Annotated in this window: 22 protein-coding genes; 4 read left to right on the top strand and 18 right to left on the bottom strand. The window is 59.9% G+C overall.

What is annotated here, in order from left to right; all coding sequences use genetic code 11:
* Window positions 1-118: 118 nt before the first annotated feature.
* The 5 genes from tkt to HQL56_02000 form a co-directional block, all read right to left on the bottom strand.
* Entirely contained in the window at window positions 119-2,092 is a 1,974-nt protein-coding gene (gene tkt, locus HQL56_02020; GenBank protein MBF0308291.1) for a transketolase, read from the bottom strand.
* 304 nt (window positions 2,093-2,396) lie between these two features.
* Window positions 2,397-3,818, bottom strand: a complete 1,422-nt coding sequence (locus tag HQL56_02015; GenBank protein ID MBF0308290.1) for an FAD-dependent oxidoreductase — start codon at window positions 3,816-3,818, stop codon at window positions 2,397-2,399.
* Between the two features lie 3 nt (window positions 3,819-3,821).
* Entirely contained in the window at window positions 3,822-4,793 is a 972-nt protein-coding gene (gene arsS, locus HQL56_02010) for an arsenosugar biosynthesis radical SAM protein ArsS (GenBank protein ID MBF0308289.1), read from the bottom strand.
* Between the two features lie 60 nt (window positions 4,794-4,853).
* A complete protein-coding gene (locus tag HQL56_02005; protein ID MBF0308288.1) occupies window positions 4,854-5,687 on the bottom strand; it encodes an SDR family oxidoreductase in 834 nt (277 codons plus the stop codon).
* A 3-nt stretch (window positions 5,688-5,690) separates the two neighbouring features.
* Complete coding sequence (locus HQL56_02000) at window positions 5,691-5,996, bottom strand: hypothetical protein (protein ID MBF0308287.1); 306 nt, start codon at window positions 5,994-5,996, stop codon at window positions 5,691-5,693.
* Between the two features lie 130 nt (window positions 5,997-6,126).
* Between HQL56_02000 and HQL56_01995 the strand changes: the two genes are divergently transcribed.
* The 4 genes from HQL56_01995 to prmC all read left to right on the top strand — a co-directional run bounded on the left by HQL56_01995 (window position 6,127) and on the right by prmC (window position 13,096).
* Window positions 6,127-8,130, top strand: coding sequence for a UvrD-helicase domain-containing protein (locus HQL56_01995; protein ID MBF0308286.1), 2,004 nt, complete (start codon window positions 6,127-6,129; stop codon window positions 8,128-8,130).
* Complete coding sequence (gene trmFO, locus HQL56_01990) at window positions 8,127-9,446, top strand: methylenetetrahydrofolate--tRNA-(uracil(54)-C(5))-methyltransferase (FADH(2)-oxidizing) TrmFO (GenBank protein ID MBF0308285.1); 1,320 nt, start codon at window positions 8,127-8,129, stop codon at window positions 9,444-9,446. The genes HQL56_01995 and trmFO overlap by 4 nt, the downstream gene beginning before the upstream one ends.
* Window positions 9,447-9,848: 402 nt before the next feature.
* Complete coding sequence (locus HQL56_01985) at window positions 9,849-11,792, top strand: peptidoglycan DD-metalloendopeptidase family protein (protein MBF0308284.1); 1,944 nt, start codon at window positions 9,849-9,851, stop codon at window positions 11,790-11,792.
* Window positions 11,793-12,220: 428 nt separating this feature from the next.
* Entirely contained in the window at window positions 12,221-13,096 is an 876-nt protein-coding gene (gene prmC, locus HQL56_01980; GenBank protein ID MBF0308283.1) for a peptide chain release factor N(5)-glutamine methyltransferase, read from the top strand.
* Between the two features lie 67 nt (window positions 13,097-13,163).
* Here prmC and HQL56_01975 read toward each other — a convergent pair whose 3' ends face one another.
* From HQL56_01975 to HQL56_01915, 13 genes are all read right to left on the bottom strand, one after another.
* Window positions 13,164-13,913 (bottom strand): DUF4276 family protein, encoded by a 750-nt coding sequence (locus tag HQL56_01975; protein ID MBF0308282.1) that lies wholly within the window; start codon window positions 13,911-13,913, stop codon window positions 13,164-13,166.
* A complete protein-coding gene (locus HQL56_01970) occupies window positions 13,880-15,016 on the bottom strand; it encodes an AAA family ATPase (protein ID MBF0308281.1) in 1,137 nt (378 codons plus the stop codon). The genes HQL56_01975 and HQL56_01970 overlap by 34 nt, the downstream gene beginning before the upstream one ends.
* Window positions 15,017-15,163: 147 nt before the next feature.
* A complete protein-coding gene (locus HQL56_01965; protein ID MBF0308280.1) occupies window positions 15,164-15,625 on the bottom strand; it encodes a cytochrome c-type biogenesis protein CcmH in 462 nt (153 codons plus the stop codon).
* Complete coding sequence (locus HQL56_01960) at window positions 15,622-16,158, bottom strand: DsbE family thiol:disulfide interchange protein (protein ID MBF0308279.1); 537 nt, start codon at window positions 16,156-16,158, stop codon at window positions 15,622-15,624. Before HQL56_01960 ends, HQL56_01965 begins: the two co-directional genes overlap by 4 nt.
* A 494-nt stretch (window positions 16,159-16,652) precedes the next feature.
* Entirely contained in the window at window positions 16,653-18,605 is a 1,953-nt protein-coding gene (locus HQL56_01955; GenBank protein MBF0308278.1) for a heme lyase CcmF/NrfE family subunit, read from the bottom strand.
* A 64-nt stretch (window positions 18,606-18,669) separates the two neighbouring features.
* Window positions 18,670-19,125 (bottom strand): cytochrome c maturation protein CcmE, encoded by a 456-nt coding sequence (gene ccmE, locus HQL56_01950; protein MBF0308277.1) that lies wholly within the window; start codon window positions 19,123-19,125, stop codon window positions 18,670-18,672.
* Window positions 19,109-19,261, bottom strand: coding sequence for a hypothetical protein (locus HQL56_01945; protein ID MBF0308276.1), 153 nt, complete (start codon window positions 19,259-19,261; stop codon window positions 19,109-19,111). The genes ccmE and HQL56_01945 overlap by 17 nt, the downstream gene beginning before the upstream one ends.
* Window positions 19,254-19,949 carry a cytochrome c biogenesis protein CcsA gene (ccsA, locus tag HQL56_01940; GenBank protein ID MBF0308275.1) on the bottom strand — a complete coding sequence of 232 codons (696 nt, stop codon included), beginning with the start codon at window positions 19,947-19,949 and terminating at the stop codon, window positions 19,254-19,256. The genes HQL56_01945 and ccsA overlap by 8 nt, the downstream gene beginning before the upstream one ends.
* A 7-nt stretch (window positions 19,950-19,956) precedes the next feature.
* Window positions 19,957-20,625: a heme exporter protein CcmB gene (locus tag HQL56_01935; GenBank protein MBF0308274.1), complete on the bottom strand. Its 669-nt coding sequence runs from the start codon at window positions 20,623-20,625 to the stop codon at window positions 19,957-19,959.
* Complete coding sequence (gene ccmA / locus HQL56_01930; GenBank protein MBF0308273.1) at window positions 20,622-21,278, bottom strand: heme ABC exporter ATP-binding protein CcmA; 657 nt, start codon at window positions 21,276-21,278, stop codon at window positions 20,622-20,624. The genes HQL56_01935 and ccmA overlap by 4 nt, the downstream gene beginning before the upstream one ends.
* A gap of 33 nt (window positions 21,279-21,311) precedes the next feature.
* Window positions 21,312-22,682, bottom strand: a complete 1,371-nt coding sequence (locus HQL56_01925) for an SPOR domain-containing protein (GenBank protein MBF0308272.1) — start codon at window positions 22,680-22,682, stop codon at window positions 21,312-21,314.
* A gap of 247 nt (window positions 22,683-22,929) precedes the next feature.
* Window positions 22,930-24,063, bottom strand: a complete 1,134-nt coding sequence (locus HQL56_01920) for an aminopeptidase P family protein (GenBank protein MBF0308271.1) — start codon at window positions 24,061-24,063, stop codon at window positions 22,930-22,932.
* A complete protein-coding gene (locus HQL56_01915; protein MBF0308270.1) occupies window positions 24,060-24,221 on the bottom strand; it encodes a hypothetical protein in 162 nt (53 codons plus the stop codon). The genes HQL56_01920 and HQL56_01915 overlap by 4 nt, the downstream gene beginning before the upstream one ends.
* Between the last annotated feature and the right edge of the window lie 106 nt (window positions 24,222-24,327).

Raw genomic sequence — 24,327 nt, 5'->3', positions numbered from 1 at the left:
TTGTTAATCTATTATTAGTTATACTATGTATACTAATAATTAAAAGCACGTCAAAGGACAGAACATTTCCTTTTTTTGATACTTAAAGGAAAATATTGAAAGGCAAAACCCTTTTGGGTTATTTATCCAGGACTTCTCGGGTCACGGACACGACATTGGCTACGGAAAAGCCATACTCTTCCAAGACCTTCTCACCGGGCGCGGAAGCCCCGAACCGATCCACGGTGATCATCCGGCCCGCATCCCCAGCCCAACGGTGCCAGCCGAAAGAGGTGCCCGCTTCCACCACCACCCGCGCCTTGACCGCCGCAGGCAGTACCCGCTCCCGATAGTCCGCCCCCTGGGCCGCGAACAACTCCCACGACGGCATGGAAACCACCCGAACCCGCCGCCCCTCTTTGGCCAATACCCGACGCGCCTCCAGCGCAAGCCCAACCTCGCTGCCCGTGGCGATCAAAATCGCTTCCGGCTCGCCCTCGCCCTCTTCCACGATATAAGCGCCCCGCGCCACCTGGGCATCCACATCCGCCCCGTGAGGCAACAAAGGCAGCTTCTGACGGGTCAGAATCAAGGCCACCGGCGAGCCACCCGTCACCGCCTGACGCCAGCAGGCCGCCGTCTCCGGCCCGTCGGCGGGACGCATCACCGTCAATCCCGGAATGGCCCGCAGGCTGGCCACATGCTCCACCGGCTGATGGGTGGGACCATCCTCCCCAACGGCAATCGAATCGTGGGTCAACACATAAACCACCGGGGTCTTCATCAAAGCCGACAAGCGAATGGCCCCGCGCATGTAATCCGAAAAGACCAGGAAAGTGCCCACGAAGGGCAACAGACCACCATGCAGCGCCATGCCGTTGGCCATGGCCCCCATGGCATGCTCCCGCACCCCGAAATGGATGTTGCGCGCTTCGGAAGAGTTGATCCAGGTGTTGTTGGACGGCGCCAGATCCGCCGACCCGCCGATCATGGCCGGCAAATGGGGCGCAATGGCGTTGATCACCTGGCCCGACGCGGCCCGGGTGGCAATGCCCTTGTCGCTCCAGGTCAGGGCCCGCAAACCAGTGTCCCACTTGGTGGGCAATTCACCCCGCAAACGGGATTCCATACAGCTCATCTCGTCGGGATAACGGGTGCGACAAGCCTCCACCCGCGCCTGCCACTCCTCCTCCTGCTCCACCCCGCGACGCACCATCTCCCGGAAGGCCTCCCGCACCTCTTCCGGTACATGAAAGCGCTCTTCCGGCCAGTTGTAAAACTGCCGTGTGGCCGCCAGTCCCGCCGTTCCCAGGGGAGCGCCGTGGACTTCCGCCGTTCCGGCCAACGGGCTGCCGTGACCGATACGGGTGCGCACCATGATCAGGGAGGGGCGCTCCTCCTCTTCCTGGGCTGCTTCGATGGCGGCAGCGATGGCTTCCAGATCCTCGCCGTCCTCCACCTGCTGCACATGCCACTCATACGCTTCGAAACGACGGGCCACGTCTTCGCTGAAGGTCAGGTTGGTGGAACCTTCGATGCAGATGCCGTTGTTATCGTAAAGATAGATCAGTTTGCCCAGACAGAGCTGTCCCGCCAGGGAAGCCGCTTCCGAGGAGATGCCCTCCATCAGGTCGCCGTCGGAGCAGATGGCGTAGGTGAAGTGGTTGACCACCGGGAAAAACTCCGGCTGGTTGTAGCATTGCGCCAGATGGCGTTCCGCCAGGGCCATGCCCACGCCCATGGCGAAGCCCTGTCCCAACGGACCGGTGGTGGCTTCGACGCCGACGGTGTGACCGTATTCGGGATGGCCGGGGGTGCGGCTTTGCCATTGGCGGAAGCGGCGTACCTCCTCCAGAGGCAGGCCGTAGCCGAAAAGGTGCAGCAAGGCGTAAAGGAGGGCCGAACCGTGGCCCGCCGAGAGGATGAAGCGGTCCCGATCGATCCAGGAGGGATTGCCGGGATTGTGGCGCAGAAATCGCGACCAGAGGACGTAGGCCATGGGCGCGGCCCCCAGGGGCAGGCCGGGGTGTCCCGACTTGGCCTCTTCGACGGCATCCGCTGCCAGCATACGAAGGGTGGTGATGCAAAGTCTGTCCAAACGGTCTTGATCCATGAACGAACTCCAGGACAAAGTGCGGCGGGAAAATATTCTTAATTATTTTGACTTTCAATATTTATCTTTTAAGTATCAAAAAAAGGAAATGTTCTGTCTTTTGACTTTATCTTTTTATATTGTAAATATTTTTAATAAAAATTTAATAACCTATACGAAAAACAGAAAAGTCAAAGGATAGAACATTTCCTTTTTTTGATATTTAAAAGATAAAATATTGAAAGGAAAAAAATTCCACCCGTGCTGCCGGGAAACGCCCGCCCCTCTTTTACCACAAACCAATCCGGGCGGGTACCCCGCTTCCTCATCCGAAACGAGAAAGAAAGGCAACCAGTTTGCGGGTGCGGGACGAATAGAGGGTTTGCGTGAAGAATCCGCCCGCCACCCCCTTGTTGATCTCACCCAACGTGGGATAGGGCGCAATCAGGGTGGCCAGATCGGCGATTTTCAGCTTCTTGTGTAGGGCCAATATCCAGGGCTGCAATAACTCCCCCGCCTTGTCACCCACCAGGGTGGCCCCCAGAACGCGACCGCGTTTTTCCACAACCACTTTGACGAAACCGGCAGGCGTCCCTTCGGCGCGGGCGCGATCGTTCTCCGCAAAGGGCTTGCGCAGCACCCGAACGACCAGGCCCCGCTCCCGGGCCTGCTCTTCCGAAAGCCCCACCTGGGCCAACTCCGGATCGGTGTAGGTCACCTGGGGCAACGCCGTATAATCCACCCGGGCGGGCAGGCGAAACAAGGCATGACGAATGACGATACCCGCCTGATACCCGGCGGCATGGGTGAACAAAGGCCCGCCGCACACATCCCCGATGGCGTAAACCCGTCGGTTGGAGGTGCGCATGCCCCCATCCACGGTGATGCCCGAGGGGGTATGGACAATGCCCGCCGCGGCCAGTTCCAACGCTTCCAGATTGGGCTTGCGCCCCACCGCCACCAGAAGGTGGGAACCCTGCAAAATCCTCTCCCGGCCATCCTGCCGCAGATGCAGCGTGATGGCGCCGGGTTCTCCCGAGACGGCGTTCACCTCCACGCCCTGAAGGAAGCGCACCCCTTCGTTTTCCAAAGCCTGGCGCACCACCTCCGCCGCCTCGGCGTCGGCCCGGGGCAGCAGACGCGCCCGCTCCACCACAGTGACTTCCGATCCCAGACGGCGATAGGCCTGGGCCATCTCCAATCCGATGGGACCACCTCCCAACACCAGCAGATGGGGCAGAAACAACCGGTTGGTGAAGAGATTTTCATTGGTGAAAAAGGGCGCTTCCTTCAAACCGGCGATGGGCGGCACCGCGGGACGACTGCCGGTAGCCACCACGAAACGCCGGGCGCGAATGCGCACATCGCCCGCCGCCACCTCGTCGGGGGCGGTAAAACGCCCCTCCTGCCGAATGACCCGCACCCCGAGGGACTCGAAACGTTCCTGGGAATCATGGGGCGCAATGGCGGCGATGGTCTCCTGAACCCGTTGCCAAACCCGGTTCATATCGACCCGGAAAGAGGCCACCTCCACGCCGAGCGCCATGGCTTTGCGGGCCATATGAACCTCGTGAGCCGCCGCCAGCAGCGCCTTGGAAGGCACGCAGCCGCTGTTGAGGCACTCCCCCCCCATGAGATGTCGCTCCAGCAGAACGGTGCGCGCGCCCATTTGAGCCGCCCCCGCCGCGACGGACAATCCGCCGGAACCACCACCTATCACACACAGATCGGGAGAGAGGGTTTCCACGGTTCAGGCCACCAACGCCCCCCGGCAGGAGGAACCACTGCCCGCGGTGCAGCCGAAACAGTGGTCGCCGGTAACGATGGGGCGTTGCGCCAACACCTCGGGCCGACACTCTTCCAGCCGGTTGGCGGTGGCGAGGGGCAGGCCCAGGGCCAGATTGAAGTCGCAGTCGTAGAGGGTGCCGTCCCAGGCGATGCTCACCTGATGACGACACATCAACCCCTCCAGAGTGGCGGGGTTGAAGGCGTCCTGCAGCAGGGCGCGGTACTGGTCTTCCCGGCCCTGCTGGCGCAAATCGGCCCGGAAACGCCCGATGGGCATGTTGGCGATGGTCAGCAACGAGGTGAAGTCGAGGCCGAAACGGGTATGCAGCTCGCGACGGTAGTCGGCTTCCAGGCGGCATTGCATCGGGGGCAGAAAGGGACCGCCGGGATTGTAGACCAGATCGAGCCGCAAATCGGCGGAGCGACCGTAACCCAGTTCGTTGAGACGGCGCATGGCCATGATGGAGCCCTGGTAAACTCCGGGACCGCGTTGCGCCGTCACGTTGGTTTCCAGGTAACAGGGCATGGAACCCACCAGTTGCACCTTGAGATCCCGCAGCAGCGGGGCCACCCACTCCATGCCGGCTTCCAGGTGGACCACCAGATTGGTGCGTACCTGAATCTCAAGCCCCCGATCATGCAAGGCGGTGACGAACTCCCGGAAATGCGGGTGCAATTCCGGGGCCCCGCCGGTGATATCCACTTTGCGGCAGCCGCTGGTTTCGCTCAAGGCCAGCACCTGATCCATGACCTCCCGGGACATCGCCTCCTTGCGACGCGGCGAGGCCGCCACATGGCAATGGTGACACTCCAGGTTGCAGCGCAGCCCCAGATTGACCTGAAGCAGCTCCAAATCCCGGCAGAAAAGCCCCGGCTGGCCGGTATGACGGTCTACATGGCTCAAAAAGGTGTTCAAGAAAGAAATCCCCCTCATTCGGACGACCCACGCTCCTGCTTTCAGATACACCCCGGAAGGTGTACATCGCAAGGGGGATCACCAGAGGCCGCGTTGCAGCAGACGATCCAGCAGGGAGGTGGGCAACAACCGTTTGGCTAAAGCCATGAGGCGGGTGGGAACGGTGACGCGATAGCGGGCTCGTGGGTGCGGGCTTTCCAGCGCCTCGACAACCTTGGCCAGAACGGCCTGCGGCGGCAGGGTGAAGCGGGAGACCACATCCTTCTCTTCCAGGGAGGCCAGACGCCGGGCATAACGCTCGCGATGCACGCTCTTCTCCGGGTCGATATGGCGTTGCATGGCCAGCAGGGCGTTCTCCTTGATGCGGGAGACGATGGGACCGGGTTCGATGAGAATCACCCGGATACCCGTACCGGCGAGTTCCAGACGCAAGGTGTCGCTCAGACCTTCGAGGGCGAATTTGCTGGCCACATAAGCCCCGCGCAGGGGCAGAGCCACGAAACCCAGCACGGAGCTGTTCTGCAGGATGCGTCCTTTTCCGGCGGCGCGCATGAAGGGAAGGATACGGCAGATCAACTCGTGGCCGCCGAAGAGGTTGGTTTCGAACTGCTCCCGCAACGCCTGACGGGGCAGGTCCTCCACCGCACCGGGTTGGGCATAGGCCGCGTTGTTGAACAGGGCGTCGAGTTGCCCGCCGGTACGTGTCATCACCTCGTGCACCACGGCGGCGATGGAGGCCGAATCGTTCAACTCCAGATAGAGGGCTTCAAGTCCCTCCTCGCGCAGAGCCTGCAGATCCTCCTCGCGACGGGCGGTGGCGAAAACCCGCCAGCCGCGTTCCTTGAGACCCCGGGCCACACATCGCCCGATGCCGCTGGAACAGCCGGTGATGAGAATCGCGGGTGGCCCCATGAGCTACACCACGATATCGGTGGCTGGACGGCTCTTTTCCGTCGTGGTCTTCTCCTGATCCGGATCGACCAGCAGGCTCCGGGGCGAGGGGGTCTTCTGCTCGTCACCGTAAACGGACTGCATGAACAGGCCGAAGAGGTGCATGTCGAACTCTTCCGGGGCGATGCGCGGCGCCGCAAGTTCGGCCACAGCCTGTCGCAGCACCTTGTCGAAGGTGTTGGGCGCGGAAGCCGCCGTCACCCGACCGGAGCGGGTGGGGTTCGGATTCGTGGCGGGTGCGAGACGGCTCGGGACATCGTGGATATTCATGCAACCTTCCCCCGGAAAGCGGTGGTCCTTGTGGCGGGAGGGCTGGGCGCTTACTATCCTCCCTCTGTAAGGATCTATCGGACGGAATGGTTCGGTTCTTTAGGTCCGAATGCGTCGGGAGCGTGATCTCATGTTGCAAGCGGAAGCGTTGCTGGACTCCCTGAACCCGGCCCAGAAGGAAGCGGTGGGCGCCGGGAAAGGGCCTTTGATGGTGCTGGCGGGAGCCGGTTCGGGCAAAACCCGGGTGCTGACCCATCGTCTGGCCTATCTGCTGGTCTCCGGCATGGCCCGGCCCGATCAGATTCTGGCGGTGACCTTCACCAACAAAGCCGCCCGCGAAATGCGCGAGCGGGTGGAACGCACCCTTCCGGAAATCAATCTGCACGCCATGTGGATCGGCACCTTTCACGGCATGGGCGCCCGCATGCTGCGTCAGCACAGCCATCTGCTGGGTTATCAGGCCCCTTTCAGCATTCTGGACACCTCGGACCAGGAGCGGCTGCTCAAACGCATCATGGAGGAGGCGGGCTTCAGCCACGTCTACTGGACGCCGGGCAAGCTCGCCGCCGGACTCTCCCGCTGGAAGGACGACGCCATCACCCCCGACCAGCTCCACGCCGACATGTTCCGCACCAGTCGGGAGTTCGCCGGCATCGTCGATCTGTTTCAGCGTTATCAGAAAGAGTTGCTGCGGCTCAACGCCATGGATTTCAGCGACCTGCTGCTCAACTGCCTGCTGCTGTGGCAACAGCAACCGGAGATTCTGCAGCGGTTCCAGGAGGCCTTCCACTTCGTGCTGGTGGACGAATACCAGGATACCAACGCCGTGCAATACCGCTGGCTGCGGGCTCTGGCCGCCAAACACGGCAATCTGTGCGTGGTGGGGGACGACGATCAGGTCATCTACAGTTGGCGCGGGGCGCGTATCGACAACATGCTCAATTTCCAGGAAGATTTTCCCCAGGCGCGGGTGGTGCGACTGGAACAGAACTATCGCTCCACCAGCCGCATTCTGAAGGTGGCCGGGCAGTTGATCACCCACAACTCCGGCCGCATGGGCAAGACGCTGTGGACCGAAGGTCAGGAGGGGGCCAAGATCACCCTCTACGCCGCCGAAGACAGCAACGGCGAAGCGCGTTACATCGCCCGGGAAATCGGCCAGGCCATGCGCAAGGAGGGGCGCTCCCACCGCGATTTCGCCATTCTGGTGCGCACCAGCCGCCAGACCCGTGCCCTGGAAGAGGCGTTCAACAAGGAGATGGTGCCCTATCAGATCGTGGGGGGCATGCGGTTCATGGATCGGGCCGAAATCCGCGATGCGGTGGCCTATCTGCGTCTGCTGGTGACCAGCCGGGACGACCTGGCCTTCGAACGCATCGTCAACGTGCCCCGTCGCGGCGTGGGCAACGTGGCCCTGCTCAAGTTGCGGGAGTGGGCCAACGAACACCAATGCTCCCTGCTGGAAGCGGCCGCCACGCCCGATTGCCTCGCCGCCATCAAGGGACCGGCCCGCAAGGGGCTGGAAGAGCTGGTGGCCGTGCTGGAAAACGGACGCGCCGCCCTCGATTCCCAAATGCCGCCGAATCAGGTTCTCGACATGGTGTTGATGCAGTCGGGCTATCTGAAGTACCTGGAAGGCGAGGAGAAGAAACAGGAGCGTTTCGAAAACCTCAACGAACTGGCCAACGAGCTGGCCCGCCGGGAGAATATCGTCGAATTCCTGGAAGAGGCCGCCCTGGTGGCCGACATGCATCAGGACGATCGCAGCGGCATCGACCGGGTGGTGATCTCCACGCTGCACGCCGCCAAAGGGCTGGAATTTCCGGTGGTCTTCCTGGCCGGGCTGGAAGAGGGGCTGTTGCCCCATCAACGCTCCATCGACGAAGGCAATCTGGAAGAGGAGCGGCGTCTGGCCTATGTCGGCATGACCCGGGCCCGGGAGCGGCTGGTGTTGACCCACGCCCGCTGGCGACAGCTCGGCACCGGCTCCATGCCCACCAATCCCTCCCGTTTCCTGCGGGAGATCCCTCGGGAGGAGATCGCCGACCAGAGTCTGGTCAACACCCAGGTCTTTCGGGGGGTGCGCCCCGGCGTACCCGCCTTCCTGCCCAAAAATCCCTGGAACCGCCGATGAACGCCGTCACCGTGGTCGGAGCCGGCCTGGCCGGCAGCGAAGCCGCCTGGCAACTGGCGCAACGGGGCATCGCGGTCACTCTGGTGGAAAGACGCCCCGTGAGTTCATCGCCGGCGCATCAGAGCGACCGTTGCGCCGAACTGGTCTGCTCCAACTCCCTGCGTTCCGATGATGCGGAACGCAGCGCCGTGGGGCTGCTGCACGAGGAGTTGCGCGGTCTGGGCAGTCTGATCATGGCCGCCGCCGATCACCATCGCGTGCCGGCGGGCAGCGCCCTGGCGGTGGATCGGGAGGCCTTCGCCGCCTTCGTCACCGAACGGCTGGAGCAGCATCCCCTGATCACCCTGCGTCGCGAAGAGTTGTTCGCCCCGCCCGAGGAGGGCTGGGTCGTGCTGGCCACCGGCCCGCTGACTGCCGATACCCTCGCCGCCTGGCTGGAAACGGCCATGGGACGCAACCGCCTCTCTTTTTATGATGCCATCGCTCCCATCGTCACCACCGAATCCATCGACTTTTCCAAAGTCTGGAAACAGTCCCGTCACGACAAGGGCGAAGGGGCGGATTATATCAACTGTCCCTTGAGTCCTGATCAGTACCGCGTCTTCGTCGAAGAGTTGAAAAACGCCAAGCGGGCCCCGTTGCGGGAGTTCGAGAAAATTCCTTTCTTCGAAGGCTGCCTGCCCATCGAAATCATGGCCGACCGGGGTCCGCAGACCCTGCGTTTCGGTCCCATGAAGCCGGTGGGGTTGCAGAATCCCTTCGAGGACGGGCGACGTCCCTACGCCGTGGTGCAACTGCGGCAGGACAACCATCAGGGCAGCCTGTGGAACATGGTGGGTTTTCAGACCCGTCTGCTCTGGCCGGAACAGCAACGTCTCTTCCGTACCATTCCCGGTCTGGAACAGGCTGAATTTCCCCGCCTCGGCTCGGTACACCGCAACACCTTCCTGGAGAGCCCCAAGGAGCTGGACGGCGTTCTGCGCTGGCGCAAGGATCCCCGCATTCTGTTCGCCGGACAGATCACCGGCGTCGAGGGGTACGTGGAATCGACCGCCATGGGCGCCCTGGCCGGGCGTTTCCTGGCCGATCTGTATCAGGACCGCGAAACCCTCCCCCCGCCGGCCACCACCGCCGTGGGCGCCCTGCTGCACCACATCACCGTCGGCTCCCTGGGACCGTTGCAACCCATGAACTGCAACTTCGGACTTTTCACGCCACTGCCCGAGGAGACACCCCGTGCGCAACGCAAAACGGTCATGGTAGCCCGAGCCCGAGAGGACTTTTCTTCCTGGCTTACCGCCCTGAATCGGCAATAGGTGGCCATAATATTTTCTCATCCCCATATCAATTTTGCCCGGCAAGCCTGCATCAATTGTTATATCCCATTCAATGAACGGTAAAGAATAACGTTGAGAAAACAATATGTTACTCTATCTTCACCAAGCCTCGGAGACCCCCTTCGGTCTTTTCTTCCGCAGAGCGGCATCTTTTCCTGGCGTAATAAAAATTTTTCCCTATAATCGGCGGATTGGCCAAGATGTGGGGAAAACGACACAATCTGAACGGCCAGGGAAAACGGTCCGCGAATTGCTTGGCCCCTGAACCAATATGGAGGAGTCCATCACTTCAACGATAAGAAGTGAGGAAAGCATCCTGTTTTCCGAGCAGCAAGCAGATACCAGCACACGGACGTGCAAACAGGCATGGAGGGTAGCAGCGTGGCATCAAGCGCACAGCGGAAACAAAAAGGTCTCTGGTCGTTGGGTGGTCTCTCGGTTCTGCTGCTGCTGACGCAGCAGGGAACGGCCGCCAACACCGCCACCCCGGAACCCGGCAGCAACAAGGCGGAGCTGCGTATCCCCTCGCCGCCCCCCTTGCCCCGAATCCCCGCCATGCAGCTCAAACACTCCCGCACGGTCAGTCAGGATGACGACACCGATGACGCGGATTTGACGCAGTCCGGCGTCAAAAAAGAGACATCCCCCATTCGTTCCGCCCAGAACAAGGACGACGCCGACGGCGTGCCCACTCCCGTGCCCGCTCCCCGCTCCGCCAGGAGCGAAACCCCCGCTGCCGCCAAAAAAGCCGACGGGGGTGAAGAGCGCGCCTCTTCCTTCTTCTCCGATATTCTGCCGGTTCGGGAAGCCACCGAGACGGTTCGCAAAGGTGACACCCTTCATACCCTGCTCAAGCGTCACAATGTTCCCACCCGTCGCATCCTCGCCACGGAAAAAGCCTCCAAGGAGGTTTTCGACCTGGCCAAGAAGCTGACCCCCGGTTTGACCCTGAAGCTGGCCTTCGACAAGAGCGACAACCTGGTCGCACTGGTGGCTCCGGTCGCCGAGAACAAGACCCTGCAGCTCATCGCCCAATCCAGCAAGGATCCCCGCTTCGTGGCCGGTTTCGTGGCCACCCCCTTCGAGCGCATCGCCCTGGCCCCCGTGGCTTTGCCCGCTTCCGAGAGCAAGACCCCGGAGCGCGTCGTCGCCGAAAAGAGCGAAAAGTCCACCATCTCCCCCCAGGCCCGGAAATACTTCGACAAGTCGGCCCATGTCATCGAAGAGAAGGTTCTCTCCGGCGATTATCTGACCCGCGTGCTGGCCCGTCGTCAGGTGCCCTCCACCGTGGCCGTCGAAGTGGGCAAAGCCGCCAAGCCGGTCTTCGATCTGGCCGAGCAGCTCAAAGTCGGCAACATCATGCGGCTGGCCTTCGACCGCAAGGGGGATCTGGCCGGACTCTCCTACCCCATCGGGGATGACAAGGTTCTCTGGGTCACCCGCAACACCTCCGGCAACTATGTACCCCGCGTCGAGATGAAGAGTTTCGACATCAAGGTCAACGCTATTTCCGGCATCATCAACGATTCCCTCTTCACCGCCGCCCGCAAATCGGGTCTCTCCCAGCAGCTCACCGTCAAGCTGGCCGAGATGTTCGAATACGATGTCGACTTCGCCCGGGATATCCATGCCGGCGACCGCTTCACCGTGGTTTACGAAGAACTCTTCTCCGAAGGCAAGATGGTGCGTACCGGAGAGATCCTGGCCGCCGAGTTCATCAATCAGGGCAATGTCCTCAAGTCGGTGCGCTATACCGATCCCGAAGGACGTTCCGGATATTTCAACGCCAATGGCGACAACGTGCGCAAGATGTTCATCCGCGCACCGGTGGACTTCACCCGCATCTCCTCCTATTTTTCCAACAGCCGCCTGCACCCGGTCTTCGGCTTCAACCGCGCCCACAAGGGTGTGGACTATGCCGCTCCCACCGGAACCCCGGTACGGGCAGCCGGTAACGGAACCGTGGTGTATGTCGGTCCCAAGGGGGGTTACGGCAATTTGATCATGGTGCGCCATAACGACACCTATTCCACGGCTTATGCCCATCTGAGCCGGGTGGCCAGCAATGTGGATGTCGGGTCTTATGTGCGTCAGGGTAAAGTCATCGGTTATGTGGGCATGACGGGCACGGCCACCGGTCCTCATCTGCATTACGAAGTTCACATCAACGGGCAGCAGGTCAATCCGTTGTCGGCGCAGTTGCCGACGGCCAAGGGTGTGGCGCCCAAGTTCATTGCCGATTTCAAGGCCCGTAGCGAGCCGTTGCTGGTTCTGTTGGATAATTCCGCCAAGACCTTCATGGCGGCCAATACACACCGGAAGTAGTCGGGAAAGTGTGTCGACTTGAAAGGGGGAGCGCAAGCTCCCCTTTTTTGTTTTCAGGGGATATTGATTTTTAATATTTTATCTTTTAAGTATCAAAAAAAGAAAATGTTCTATTCTTTGACTTTTCTGTATTTGTTATTTATTAAATAAAATATTTATAGAAAAGAATAAAGTAACCATTCAGACCCCTGCACAGTGCAACAAGATCAGGTCAACGGCGAAAGGAAAAGTCCCAGGGGTGCCCCCTGGACCCCAGGGGGTCGGAAGTCAACAGCAAACGGAAGAGTCCCAGGGCGCTGCCCTGGACCCGTCGGGGGGATAATCCCCCCCGAACCCCCGTATATCTGAAAAGTTACAGAATAAAAAGTCAACAGACAGAACATTTTCTTTTTTTGATACTTTAAAGGAAAAATATTAAAAGGACTTCCATGCCTACCACCTGGACCGTTCGCACCCTTCTCACCTGGAGCCACACCTGGCTCTCGGAACGCGGCTGCGACTCCCCCCGCCTCGACGCCGAACTCCTTCTGGCCCACGCCCTGCGGATCGACCGTCTGCGGCTCTTCCTCGATCCCGATCGCCCCCTGACCCCCGACGAACTGGCCAACTATCGCACCCTGATCAAACGTCGTGGCGAACGCGAACCCGTGGCCTACATCCTGCAAAACAAAGGCTTCTGGAGCCTGGATCTCCACATCACCCCCGGCGTCCTCATCCCCCGTCCCGACACCGAATGCCTCGTCGAAACGGTGCGCAACCACTGCGAGGACCGCCAGAAAGCGTGGCGTTTCCTGGACGTGGGCATCGGCAGCGGAGCCATTCTGCTCTCCCTGTTGCACGACTTCCCCAACAGCCAAGGCGTGGCCACCGATATCTCCGCAACCGCCATCGCCTGCGCCCAAACCAACGCCGAAACCCTGAAACTCAGCTCCCGTTGTGACCTCCGTTCCGGCTCCCTGCTCACCCCTCTCACGCCTGACGAAACCTTTGACGTGATCGTCTCCAATCCCCCCTACATCGACGCCACGGAATGGCGCGACCTCGCGCCGGAAGTCTATCGCTGGGAACCCCAGGAAGCTCTCTGGGGTGGGGAAGACGGATTGATGATCTATCGGGAGCTGATTCCCCAAACCCGGCCCCACTTGAAACCGGGTGGCCTGCTGGCTGTGGAGATCGGCTGGAAACAGGGAGAGAGAGTCTCCCGACTGTTTGAGGAAGCCGGTTTCAAGGAGGTAACGGTGTTAAAGGACTACGGACAAAGAGATCGGGTGGTGCGGGGAATGGTTCCGGGTTCTGACGTTTAATATTTTGCCTTTAAAGTATCAAAAAAAGGAAATGTTCTATCCTTTGACGTTGATGCATTTCTTCATATCAGAAGCGCCATAGGGTTTCGTTAAGATTTTTATTTGTTGCATTGGTTAAAGACTCCAGACTACGCACCCACGCATCAAAGTGAGGACATTTAACACGCAGGGTTTCTAAACCAATTTTCTGAACAGTCATACCGCCCCCAACAACTTTATCGTATTCTGGTATGTGGGTCAAAATCCGCTTGGATGGTGCCGTCTCCGGGCCTTCGTTGATCAGTTCCGGATCCTGGGAAAGGGCTATTGCCACCAATTTGGCAATAGGTTCATCATGTTCCAGATATTCCCAGTTCAGTTTTTTTGGATCGGCAAAAATAAATGCTTCAAATTCATGCAATTGCAGATAAGGAATGAATCGCCAATCGTTGATATCCTTCGCCATGGCTTCTTCAAGAATACGAGTTTTGACATAAGGATTTGTTTGTCGCTGGGCATCTTGATAGCCTGGGAAATCATCCGGCAGGGCATACAAATCGAACATGGTGGTAAAACGGCATTCCGGATGGTTATCTTCTTTCATCCAGCTGACAATATCCTGCCTAGCCTTTTGATAGTTGATCAATCCCCCTCGATATTCTCTAGCAGCTTTATTATCTTTGCTTGTCAAGACACATCGGGCATCCGTGAAAACATGGAATTGGCTGAGATAGTCTGCCAATAAATCTTTTACAAAAGCCTGTTCCGTTTGTCCCTCCCCGGTGACATGGAGGCGAATGAAATTCACGGAAGCCCTCCAAGAACATTTTTCTCCCATAACTCCGAAAGACTGTATCGAGCCAACCAATCCGACAAGGCCGCCGTGTTTAAACGTTTAAACACACTGCACCGGTTGGACAGATCCCGTTCCACGACCACAATTTCTTCCGCCTGGAATTCATCCACCAACCGGGTCGATTGCGTGGCGACGATCACCTGACAATGGGCGGCGGCCATGCGGATCATGGCTGCCAATTCCCTCAAAGCGGCCGGATGCAGCCCCAATTCCGGTTCATCCAGCACAATCACCTTCGGAATCAATTGCGGCGGCTGCAACAATAATGTCGCCAAGGCCATAAAACGTAATGAGCCATCCGAAATTTGATGTGGTCCGAAAAGAGCTTCGGAGGCACGATTTATCTCATGCCAATTCAACATCCCATATCCGGCATCTTCCTCTTTGGAACATTCCGCCAATTCAAAGCCACCGAATTGAGGCATAATTTTCTGAATATGCCGCATAATACGATCATAATATATTTTATATTTTTCAGAGCATTTCATCATTCGAAGAAAAGCTGCCAGATTTCCTGCATTGCTTCTCAGGTAACGACAATCCCCCAAGTAACCACTGGCTTTTATTTTTGCCGTATCGGAGGTATCATGAAACTGGTAGGTGCGCATTTGTGAAAGAATAGTATGAACGTACCTTACTGCCGGCTCTTCATGGTCCGCAAGCCCTGATTCCTGACTTCCCGATCCGATACTATATTCTTCAACGCTTTCTGAACTAGGATAAATCACCCTTTCATCCGCCAAAAAGAGCCTGTCCGGCAGACTGTGACCCAATGCAACCTGGTATCGAAAGGATTGATGTTCGCCACCTTCTTTTTGGTCGAATGAGAGGGTGAAGTCAATCTTCTCCGTAACCTTTGCCCCATAATAAAGAATGGAATCGGCCCCACCCTGTTGCCCGATGAATTTTTGCAATGCTTTATTTGTTATAAAGTTAATCAGATAAAAAAAGGATACCAAGTTACTTTTCCCAGCCCCATTAGCCCCAAGCAATATTGTTATATCACCCAATTTTATGGTCTGACCACTTGGACCGATTGACTTGAATCCAGCCAAGTTAACTTCACTTAGTTTTGGTCTTCCCAATTTCACTTATTCACTCCACCATCAGACCAACACAATATCTTCTCAGGTCTACTCACGCCACCCTATTCTAGAAAAGAAAAAGTCAAAACATTTCCTTTTTTTGATACTTTAAAAGACAAAATATTAAAAGGTTATAGTCAAACCTCCTCACACATCCACCTTGTCCAACTCCTGTTGGATGCGCTTTTTGGCTGCGTCCGCAGTGGGAGTGGTCGTTGGGGTTCCCGCCGGTTTCGCCTGCCAGCGCCGCATGGCCCGCCACAGCGCCACGGCACCCAGGAGAAGGCCGGCGAAGGGAGCGATCCAGATGATCCAGTTTCGGCCTGCAGCGGGGGGTTCCAGGTAGATGTAGTCGCCGTAGCGATCATGGAAGTATTGTTTCACCGCCGCCGGGGACTCCCCGGCGGCGAGTTTGTCGCGGATCAGCTTGAGCATGTCCTTGGCCAGGTCGGAGTTGGACTCGTAGACCGGCTGGTTCTGGCAGACAGCGCAGCGCAGGTTTTTGGCGATATCGCGCACCTGGGCTTCCAGGGCATCTTCCTGCTGGTCGGCGGCGGTGGCGGTGCCGATGCAGAGGAGCGTCAGAAGGAGAAAACGGATGGGAGTCATGGTTTTTTCCCTGCCTGAATGCGGGGGAGGACCTCTTTTTCGAACCAGCCTTCCTGGAGCATGCCGGTGACTTTCAGGACAATGCGACCGGAGGGGTCGACCAGATAGGATTCGGGGGCGCCGTAGACGCCCCAGTCGATGGCGATGCGTTGGTTGGGATCGAAGGCTTGAGGATAACCGGGATTGCCGTATTGACGCAGGAAGAGGTTGGCGTTTTCCAGGGTATCCTTGAAATCGACGCCGACCATGGCGAAGTCGGGAGTGGTTTGGGTTTTTTTGGCCAGGAGCATCAGGTAGGGATGTTCCATGGCGCAACCGCCGCACCAGCTACCCCAGAAATTGACCAGAACCCATTTGTTGGGGAAGTCCTGGGGGAAACGGACTTGGTTTTTGCCGTCGAGGGTGGGGGCGATGAAGTGGGGTGCGGGACGGTTTTCCAGGGGGGAGGGAATGAAACGGGGGTCGTTGCGCAATCCAAGGGCGAAGAGGAAAAGGATGGCGACGATGGACCCCAAAAGCAGACTTTTCCACATGGTATTGGATATCCTGTTGTTTCTTTTAATCTTCTAATGAGTAAAAAGGGTTGGGGGAGTCTGAGGGGGAGCTCCGCTGCCCCCTCAGGACTTTTCCTTTGACTCCTCCTTTGACCCTTCCTTTGACCCTTCCTTTGACCCTTCCTCTTTCCTTTCGGCTCGCCCCGCTCAAGGCCATTTTACCGGGGCCTCATCCCGGTAAAATGGCCCAAAGCGAGCCCGCCATTGGCCTCTTGAGTAGCCAATCGTCTGTTTGATTGGCTACTCAAGAGGCCGAATTGCCCGGAGAAGGAGAAAGGGGGATACGGAGAAATATATCCGTCTCGGCAGAGTTGGGGAGAGTGCGCCAAGATACTGCCGTTATTTTTTCGTGCGTTGTCTTTTCCTGGAATGGCATTCCAGGAAAAGACAACGCACGAATAAAACCACCACGGCAACACCTTGGGGCTCCGCCCCAAACCCCGCCGGGGGGGATAATCCCCCCCGGACCCCCGTTATTCCTTCCTCCGTGGCAATCCCCTGCCCTGCATCAACGCCAGTATCACCCCCAACATCACAATCCCCGCCCCCCACCAGATCCACCCCACCAGCGGATTGCGGTACAACCGTATGCCAAAGCCTTCTCCGACCGCATCCCCCAACACCACATACAAATCCTCGTTCCACACCGAATGAATGGCCGCTTCCGTGGTCGGTTGGGAGTGTTCGTTGTATATCCGCTTCTGGGGCAGCAAAACCACCTCCTGCCCACCCTTTCTGGCCCGAATCGTCGCTTCCATGGCCGTCCAGTTGCGCTTGGAGGTCTCCTGGATCGACTCGAAACTCAACTCCCAGCCCCCGATGCGGAATCGATCCCCCGGTTTGGCCACCAGATCCCGTTCCTCCTGGAACAGTCCCGAGCCGATAAATCCCGAAACCATTACCAAGATGCCCAAATGTACCACAAAACCCCCGTAGCGACGCCGGTTGCGGTTGATCATGCGCAACAGGGCGGTACCGGGACCATCCCCGCTCTGTCTGGACCGCACCATGGCGCCACGCCAGACTTCCAGCACATGGGTAGCCCCCACGAAAAAGATCAACAGCACCGCCAGCAGCCCGTAAGGATGATGCACCCCCGCCGCCCAGGCTCCCGCCATGGCAATCGATCCCAACACACCGGGCACAAGGAAGGTGCGTTTCCACTGGCCACCCGCCGCCCGTCGCCAGGCCAGCATGGGCCCCACCCCCATGAGCAGCAGCATGCCCAGCATGATGGGCACGAAGACCTTGTTGTAATAAGGGGCCCCCACCGTCACCTTGGAAGCGGTCAGCGTCTCCACCGCCAGAGGAAAGAGGGTGCCCAGCAACACCGTCAACGCCGCCACGACGAAGAAGAGGTTGTTGAACAAAAACGCACTCTCCCGGCACAGCAAACTCTCCAGCGTGGTGGGAGTCCGCAACTGGTCGGAGCGCTGCACCAGCAGGCCGAAAGAAAAGACCAGCACCACCGCCATGAAAACGAGGATGTAAATACCGCGACCCGGATCGGTGGCAAAGGCATGCACCGACGAAAGCACCCCCGACCGCACCAGGAAGGTACCCAACAACGACAGGGCGAAGGTGGCGATGATCAGGAAGAGGTTCCAGGTTTTGAACATCTCCCGCCGTTCCTGAACCATGACGGAGTGGAGATAGGCGGTAGCCGTCAGCCAGGGCATGAAGGAGGCGTTTTCCACCGGATCCCAGGCCCAGTAGCCACCCCAGCCCAATTCATAATAGGCCCAGTAACCGCCGAAGATGATGCCGGTGGTCAACATGGCCCAGGAGAAGAGGGTCCAGCGTCGGGTGGCCAGAATCCACTCCTCCCCCGCCCGACCGGTGATCAGCGCCGCCATGGCGAAGGCATAGGGAATGGCGAAACCGACATAGCCCATGTACAGGAAGGGCGGATGAAACACCATGCCCGGATCCTGCAACAGGGGATTCAGATCCCGCCCGTCCGCAGGCGGTGGAATCATGCGCTCGAAGGGGCTGGAGAGGAAGAGGACCAGCAGGAGGAATCCACTCAGCAACGCCCCCAGAATGGAGAGTACCCAGGGCATGGAATCGGGATGGGTCTGCCAGTGGCGCCAGGCGGCGATGGCGATGAAGAGGGAGAGAAACCAGGCCCACAGCAGCAGGGAACCCTCATGCCCCCCCCACATGGCGGTGGCCAGATAGAAGATGGGCAGCTTGAGGGAGGCGTGATTGGCCACATAGGCCACGGAAAAGTCGTGATCGAGAAACGACTTGATCAGGGCGAAACTGGCCAGACTCAACAAGAGCAAACCGGCAAAGGCCGCCTGCCGCCCCACCCGTATCCAGGCGGGACGCTGCAGACGAAGGCCGGCAATGGGCGCGACCCATTGCACCAGAGCCGCAAGAAGGGCCGTCAGGGCCGCAAAGTGGCCGATTTCAATCCACATGGGACAACCCTCCGGGATACACCGTCCGAAAAAAGGAAGCCGAAAACCCGGTCGGCAGGATACGTTATTGCAAGGACTTCAGGATCGACTCCTTGGCCTTGGCCACGCCCTCTTTGCTCATCTCCACCGGAACGTAGTCTTCGCTGTGTTTGGCCAGAATGGTCGAGGCGGCGAAGGGCGCTTCCGGCTGCCAGACGCCTTCCACCACCACCCCCTGCCCTTCCCGGAAGAGATCCGGCAACATGCCCTCGTAATGAACCGGAATCCGGTTGGCGCCGTCGGTCACCAGGAAACGAATCTTGAGGGTGTCGGGAACCTTCTCCAGAGAACCCTCCTGCACCATGCCGCCGATGCGGATCTTGCGACCGGTCAAGGTGGCGGCCTTCTCCTTGACCTCGGACGGCGTGAGGAAATAGACCAGGGAGTCGGTGAACGAGGTGAAGACCAGGGTCAGCAGAGCCCCCCCCACGATCACCAGTGTCAGGATGAGCAAGAGACGTTTGTTACCCTGCACCGCCACGTTGACCCTCCTTTTCCCGCAAGGCCAACTCCCCTTCCACCCGGCGCAGGCGCTGCTGCCAGGTGAGGATCAAGCCACCGTAAACCAGCAGGGCAATGCCGTAAACGGCCTGAACGTAAGTACTGTAATCAGCCATGCTCCTCATGCTCCGTATCGAGTTGTTCCAGGCGACGGCTGGCCCTGATCAAACGGGCGTTGACAAACCACATATAGGCCCCCAGGGCGATGAAGGCGATGGCCATGGCGATCAGGGGGGTGAGCAGCGGTCCGGCAATATGGATTTTGCCCGCTCCGGGTCCGGCGATGGAAGGCGGTTGATGCAGTGTGCGCCACCAGGTCACGGAGAAATGGATGATCGGCAGATCCACCGCCCCCACGATGGCCATGACCGCCGTGGCGCGGGCGCTTTTCTGGGGATCGTCGAGGGCGCTGCGCAAAGCCATGAGCCCGACATAGATGATCAACAGCACCAGCATGGAGGTCAGACGGGCATCCCAGGCCCACCAGGTGCCCCACATCGGTTTGCCCCAGATGGAGCCGGTGGCCAGAGTGACCGCCGCGAAGGCCGCGCCCACCGGAGCCGCTGCCGCCGCCAGGATGTCCGCCGTTTCGCTGCGGCGCACCAGTACCCAGATGCTGCATACCGTCACGGCCACGTACATCAACAGGGACATCTTGGCCGAGGGGACATGTACGAACAGAATGCGCACCGAATTGCTCTGCTGAAAATCGGCGGGCGCGTTGACCACCAGAGTGAGCGCCACTCCCAGCAGCAGCAGGGTCAACCACCCCGTCCAGCGTTGAAACCGCGCCAATCGATCCATGCCCGTTCTACTCCTCCACCAGCCAACCGAACGCCCAGGGCGCCAACGCCAGATAGATCATGTCGAATACCACCATCAACCGCACCCAGGCCGTCAGTTCACCCTGGCCGGAGAGCAGCGCCGCCGTGGCCTGAACCCCCGCGATGAGCAGCGGCACCACCAGCGGCAACAGCAGGAGAGCCAACAGCGTCTCCCGGGAACGGGCCGCCTGAGTCAACGCGGCCAGCAAAACCCCGAGACCGGTCAAACCCAGGGTGCCCAGCAACAGTACGCCGAATACCGCCGGCAGGCTGCTCCAACCATCCACGTTGAACAGAATCAGCATCAACGGCAACAGTAGCACCTCCACCGCCACCGTCAACACCAGATTGCCCAACCACTTGCCCAGAAAGATGACACCCCGCCCCAGGGGAGCGAGCATCAAGCCTTCGAAAGCGCCATCCTCTTCTTCCGCCTGGAAGACCCGTCCCAGGCCGACCAGACTGGTAAAGAGAATTGTTACCCATAATAATCCGGGAAGCAACTGCATGGCCTCGCGACGGTCCGGATTGAAAGCGGCCTGAAAGACCACCAGCACGGAGATGGCGAAGAAGAGCATGGCCGACAGGGTGGAGCGACGGCGGAAATCCCCCATCACGTCCTTCCAGGCGATGCGATAGGCGGCGCGCAGCATCATGGGCGCCACCCGCTTAAATGTCCCAGATGCAGATACATGGGGCGATGATAGAGACAGGCGACCCGTTCCGGTTCGTGGCTGGCCATGACCACCATGCCACCTTCCTTCAAGTAGTCAGACAAAAGAGCGTTCAGCCAGTTCACTCCATCGCTGTCCAGAGCGGAATAAGGCTCATCCAACAGCAGCAGAGGGGGTTTGAGGAGCAGAACCCGGGCCAGGGCGGCCCGTTTGCGCATGCCGGCGGAAAAACGCGCCGTGGTGCGATCCATGAAACGCCCCAACCCCACCTGTTCCACGGCGGCGCGCACCTGCGCCAGGGTGGGGGATTCGCCCCGCAGATCGGCGAAGAAGCGCAGATTCTCCACCGGGGTCAAATGGCCGTAGAGATGGGTGCGATGTCCCAAAAAGATCAGGCTGTCGCGAATGCGGTCCCCTTGAGCCGGCGCTTCCAGCTTGCCCAGACGATAGGCCCCCTGCTGGACTTTCAGCAGCGTGGCCAGAATGCAGAGCAGGGTCGATTTGCCGGAGCCGTTGGCCCCGAAGAGGACGACGCACTCCCCCCGTTCCACGCGCAGATCGACGCCGGTCAGCACCCGCTGCCGTCCGAAGCGGTGGTGTATGTCCTCAAGCTGAAGTGGGGCGGCTAGGGCCATGTGGCCTCCCTCAGGAATCGAGTGGCCACGCCCTCATCGACCCGGAGAGATCACCATCCCCCCGGCCCCCGTGGCCTGGCGCACCAGGACGGCGGCCTGCTCCGCCTCTTCCCGGCTGGAGAAGGGCCCCAGGCGCACCCGATAGCGGGTCTGGTTGTCCGAGGTGGTGATGGGTTGGTGGAACACGGGCATGGCCCGCCCCCGGAACGGCAGGGCGCCTACCTGCCGCTGCAGGCCCATGGCCCCTTCCCGGCTGTTGAAGGAGCCGAGTTGCACGGTGTAGCCGGTGGAAGGCGGCGGAGCGGCCGCTGGAGCCGGAGCGGCCCTGGCTGCCGCGGGAGCCGGCGCTTCGGCGGCAGCCGGTTTGGCGGATGCGTTCTGAGTCTGAGCCGTCGCCGGTTTGGCGGGGGCACCCTGAGCGGGCTTGTTCGGCGTCTCCGCAGCCGGTTTGGCGGCAGGGGGCTGGGCAGACCGGGCAACGACGGTCTCTTTGCCGGCTCCGACGTTCTTCTCCCGGGAAGGTTCCTTCTGGGTGGCTGGAGGCTCTTTCTGGATCGGTCCCTTCTGACGCTGCCGGGCTGCTGCCTCACGTTGGGCATCATCCTTGAGCTGTTGCTGGGCTGCCGCCTCGCGTTCCTTTTGCAGCGCCTCTTTCTGGCGTTGTTGGGCGGCGGCTTCCTTCTCCTTCTGGGCCGCCTGGCGCTGGGCTGCGGCTTCCTTCTCCTTCTGGGCCGCCTGGCGCTGGGCCGCGGCTTCCTTCTCCTTCTGGGCCGCGGCTTCCTTCTCCTTCTGGGCCAATCGCTGCTGCTGCTGCGGAGTCACCGTCTCCTTCTGGGGCGTCGCCGGATGATGACGCGCCGACTCCTTGGTCTCTTTCGGCGCGGTCGCATGCTCCTTGGACGCCGGGGCAGCACCCGCCGCCGGCTTGGCGCCCGGAGCACCGCCCGTCAGACCCATGGCGGGTCCACCCGGTTTGCCCGCAGCCGCTTTGGCGCCCGCTTTGGCCGGGGGTTCATCCTCATCCTCGGGAGGCGGTTCCTCGCTGGCCATCTTCTGGGCCAGGGAACCAACCGGGTCACTCTTGGCCGACTCACCCGAAGGGGGAGGCTGCAGATTCTGGAAGACCGGAGCCACGGCATTGCCATCCAGCCAGGAACCGCCTGCGCCACCCCGACCGGTGGACTCCTCGGCATGCCCCTGTTGAACCTTCACCATGGGCTTGGCGGGGGAGACGGTCTCTTCCTTGACGATGCCCTGCTTGGGATCCTGGATCATGTTGAAGATGACAACAACCACGATCAATCCCATGATGAGCCCGCCGGCAATCAGGAAAAACTGCTGCTCCCGATTGGATGAGGATTTGCCACCGGACTTGCTGCTTTGCGGCTGCTGTTGTTCCCTCATGCTTGCCTGGGCTCCTTGCCTGGACATCTTCCGTATCCTGATCGAAAGTGGGGCACACCGATCTGCGGCTGGCCATTATAGCGTCTCGCACTTCGCTTGCACCAGACGCCATCTCTCTTATGAATAAATTGCAAAACCTGTTTGAGATTTCGCCAGAATATCTAAAAGATGATAACTGAAAAATTCAAAGAATAGAACATTTTCTTTTTTTGATACTTATAATATAAGACATTAAAAGGCAACGACATTATATTTCCAGAAATTTGGGAAATTCCGTCAGGTTACGGCACCCCGTCGGCGTCACCAGCACCACATCCTCCAAACGTACCCCGCCCATATCGGGATAGTAGAGACCCGGCTCCACGGTAACCACCTGCCCGGCCTGCAAGGCCTTGCCCAAACGGTTGATGCGGGGTGCTTCGTGGATCTCCAGTCCCAGGCCGTGTCCGGTACCGTGGAAAAAACCGGTCTGACGACCCGCCGCATCCGTTTCGGTGGGAAACCCCGCCTGCTCCAGATGGCTGGCGACCGCGGCATGCACCGTGGCCCCGTCGATGCCCTCACGGATGGCCGCGAAAGCAACCTCCTGCGCTTGCCGCACCGCCTCCCAGGCCCGTGTCAGACGTTCGGGAGGCGCTCCCCGGCAGACGGTGCGCGTCATGTCCCCCCAGTAGCCGTTCTTTTCCAAACGCGGGAAGCAGTCGATGATGATGGGCCAACGGGCCGGCAACGGACCCCGCCCCTCCTCGTGGGGATCGGCACCCTGGGCCCCTCCCGCCACAATGGTGTGGTGCGGAGCGGCCCCCTCGCGAACCAGGGCGGCGTGGATCTCGGCGCGCACCTCTTCGCTGGTCAGGTGATGATCGTCAACCCACAGGAAACCATCCTCGCCGATGCGGGATTGGCGGATCCGCTCGATGCCCGCCTGAATGCCCTGCCCGGTAATCCGCAAGGCTTCGACGACGGCGGCAACCTCGTCATCCCGCTTGATGGCCCGCTGCGGCCAGAAAGCCCCCTCTACGGGAACGACCTCACACTGCAGCCCTTCCAGTTTTCGTGCCAACCCCAAGGGAAAATCTTCCGGCACCTCGACACGCGGGTTGCCCCACTCGTGGAGCAGGGCCGCCAGAATGCGCTCCTCCCCGACATCCGCTCCTTCGTCGGGGAAAAAGCGCCGTCGCAAGGCGCTCCATTCGTGTACCTGATCGACCCGGGCCACCCGTCTGGCCCGATCGACTTCCAGCGCCGAAAGAATCGCGTGGCTGCGCCCCGACTCCTCCCGCAGGAACACAAAGGCATCCGGAACGAAGAGACCCGTGGCATACAACATGTCCGCCGAACGTTCACTGTCGGCGAAGATCAGACGGACGGAGGGGGTCATGGTTTGGGAATGCCGAACCAGTTGCAGAATTTCAGGCCGGTGCGATGGCGGTTTTCCTGGAAGTAGCGGTCGGTATAATCCCAGGTGCGGCCCTGGCGGAAGGCTTTGTAGACGACGAAGGCCAGCAGCCCCAGGGGAATGAAGTTCAACACGGCCATAACGATCTCCTTGACGATTCGAATAGGTACTTTTCCCGTATTTGTTCAGGTATACGGGGGTTCGGGGGGGATTATCCCCCCCCGACGGGTCCAGGGCAGCGCCCTG

It is taken from the genome of Magnetococcales bacterium, assembly GCA_015231925.1.
Lineage (GTDB): Bacteria > Pseudomonadota > Magnetococcia > Magnetococcales > JADGAQ01 > JADGAQ01.
This window is presented reverse-complemented; position numbering and strand designations above follow the sequence as displayed.

Bases quoted from the DNA above. Each gene is read 5' to 3' on its own strand.
- trmFO (MBF0308285.1), top strand. From the start codon at position 8,127: ATGAACGCCGTCACCGTGGTCGGAGCCGGCCTGGCCGGCAGCGAAGCC.
- HQL56_01920 (MBF0308271.1), bottom strand. From the start codon at position 24,063: ATGACCCCCTCCGTCCGTCTGATCTTCGCCGACAGTGAACGTTCGGCG.
- HQL56_01925 (MBF0308272.1), bottom strand. From the start codon at position 22,682: ATGAGGGAACAACAGCAGCCGCAAAGCAGCAAGTCCGGTGGCAAATCC.
- HQL56_01915 (MBF0308270.1), bottom strand. From the start codon at position 24,221: ATGGCCGTGTTGAACTTCATTCCCCTGGGGCTGCTGGCCTTCGTCGTC.
- prmC (MBF0308283.1), top strand. From the start codon at position 12,221: ATGCCTACCACCTGGACCGTTCGCACCCTTCTCACCTGGAGCCACACC.
- arsS (MBF0308289.1), bottom strand. From the start codon at position 4,793: ATGAGGGGGATTTCTTTCTTGAACACCTTTTTGAGCCATGTAGACCGT.
- HQL56_01945 (MBF0308276.1), bottom strand. From the start codon at position 19,261: ATGGCTGATTACAGTACTTACGTTCAGGCCGTTTACGGCATTGCCCTG.
- HQL56_01975 (MBF0308282.1), bottom strand. From the start codon at position 13,913: ATGGGAGAAAAATGTTCTTGGAGGGCTTCCGTGAATTTCATTCGCCTC.
- HQL56_01935 (MBF0308274.1), bottom strand. From the start codon at position 20,625: ATGATGCTGCGCGCCGCCTATCGCATCGCCTGGAAGGACGTGATGGGG.
- HQL56_01965 (MBF0308280.1), bottom strand. From the start codon at position 15,625: ATGACTCCCATCCGTTTTCTCCTTCTGACGCTCCTCTGCATCGGCACC.
- HQL56_01995 (MBF0308286.1), top strand. From the start codon at position 6,127: ATGTTGCAAGCGGAAGCGTTGCTGGACTCCCTGAACCCGGCCCAGAAG.
- HQL56_01955 (MBF0308278.1), bottom strand. From the start codon at position 18,605: ATGTGGATTGAAATCGGCCACTTTGCGGCCCTGACGGCCCTTCTTGCG.
- HQL56_01960 (MBF0308279.1), bottom strand. From the start codon at position 16,158: ATGTGGAAAAGTCTGCTTTTGGGGTCCATCGTCGCCATCCTTTTCCTC.
- ccsA (MBF0308275.1), bottom strand. From the start codon at position 19,949: ATGGATCGATTGGCGCGGTTTCAACGCTGGACGGGGTGGTTGACCCTG.
- HQL56_02005 (MBF0308288.1), bottom strand. From the start codon at position 5,687: ATGGGGCCACCCGCGATTCTCATCACCGGCTGTTCCAGCGGCATCGGG.
- tkt (MBF0308291.1), bottom strand. From the start codon at position 2,092: ATGGATCAAGACCGTTTGGACAGACTTTGCATCACCACCCTTCGTATG.
- ccmA (MBF0308273.1), bottom strand. From the start codon at position 21,278: ATGGCCCTAGCCGCCCCACTTCAGCTTGAGGACATACACCACCGCTTC.
- HQL56_02000 (MBF0308287.1), bottom strand. From the start codon at position 5,996: ATGAATATCCACGATGTCCCGAGCCGTCTCGCACCCGCCACGAATCCG.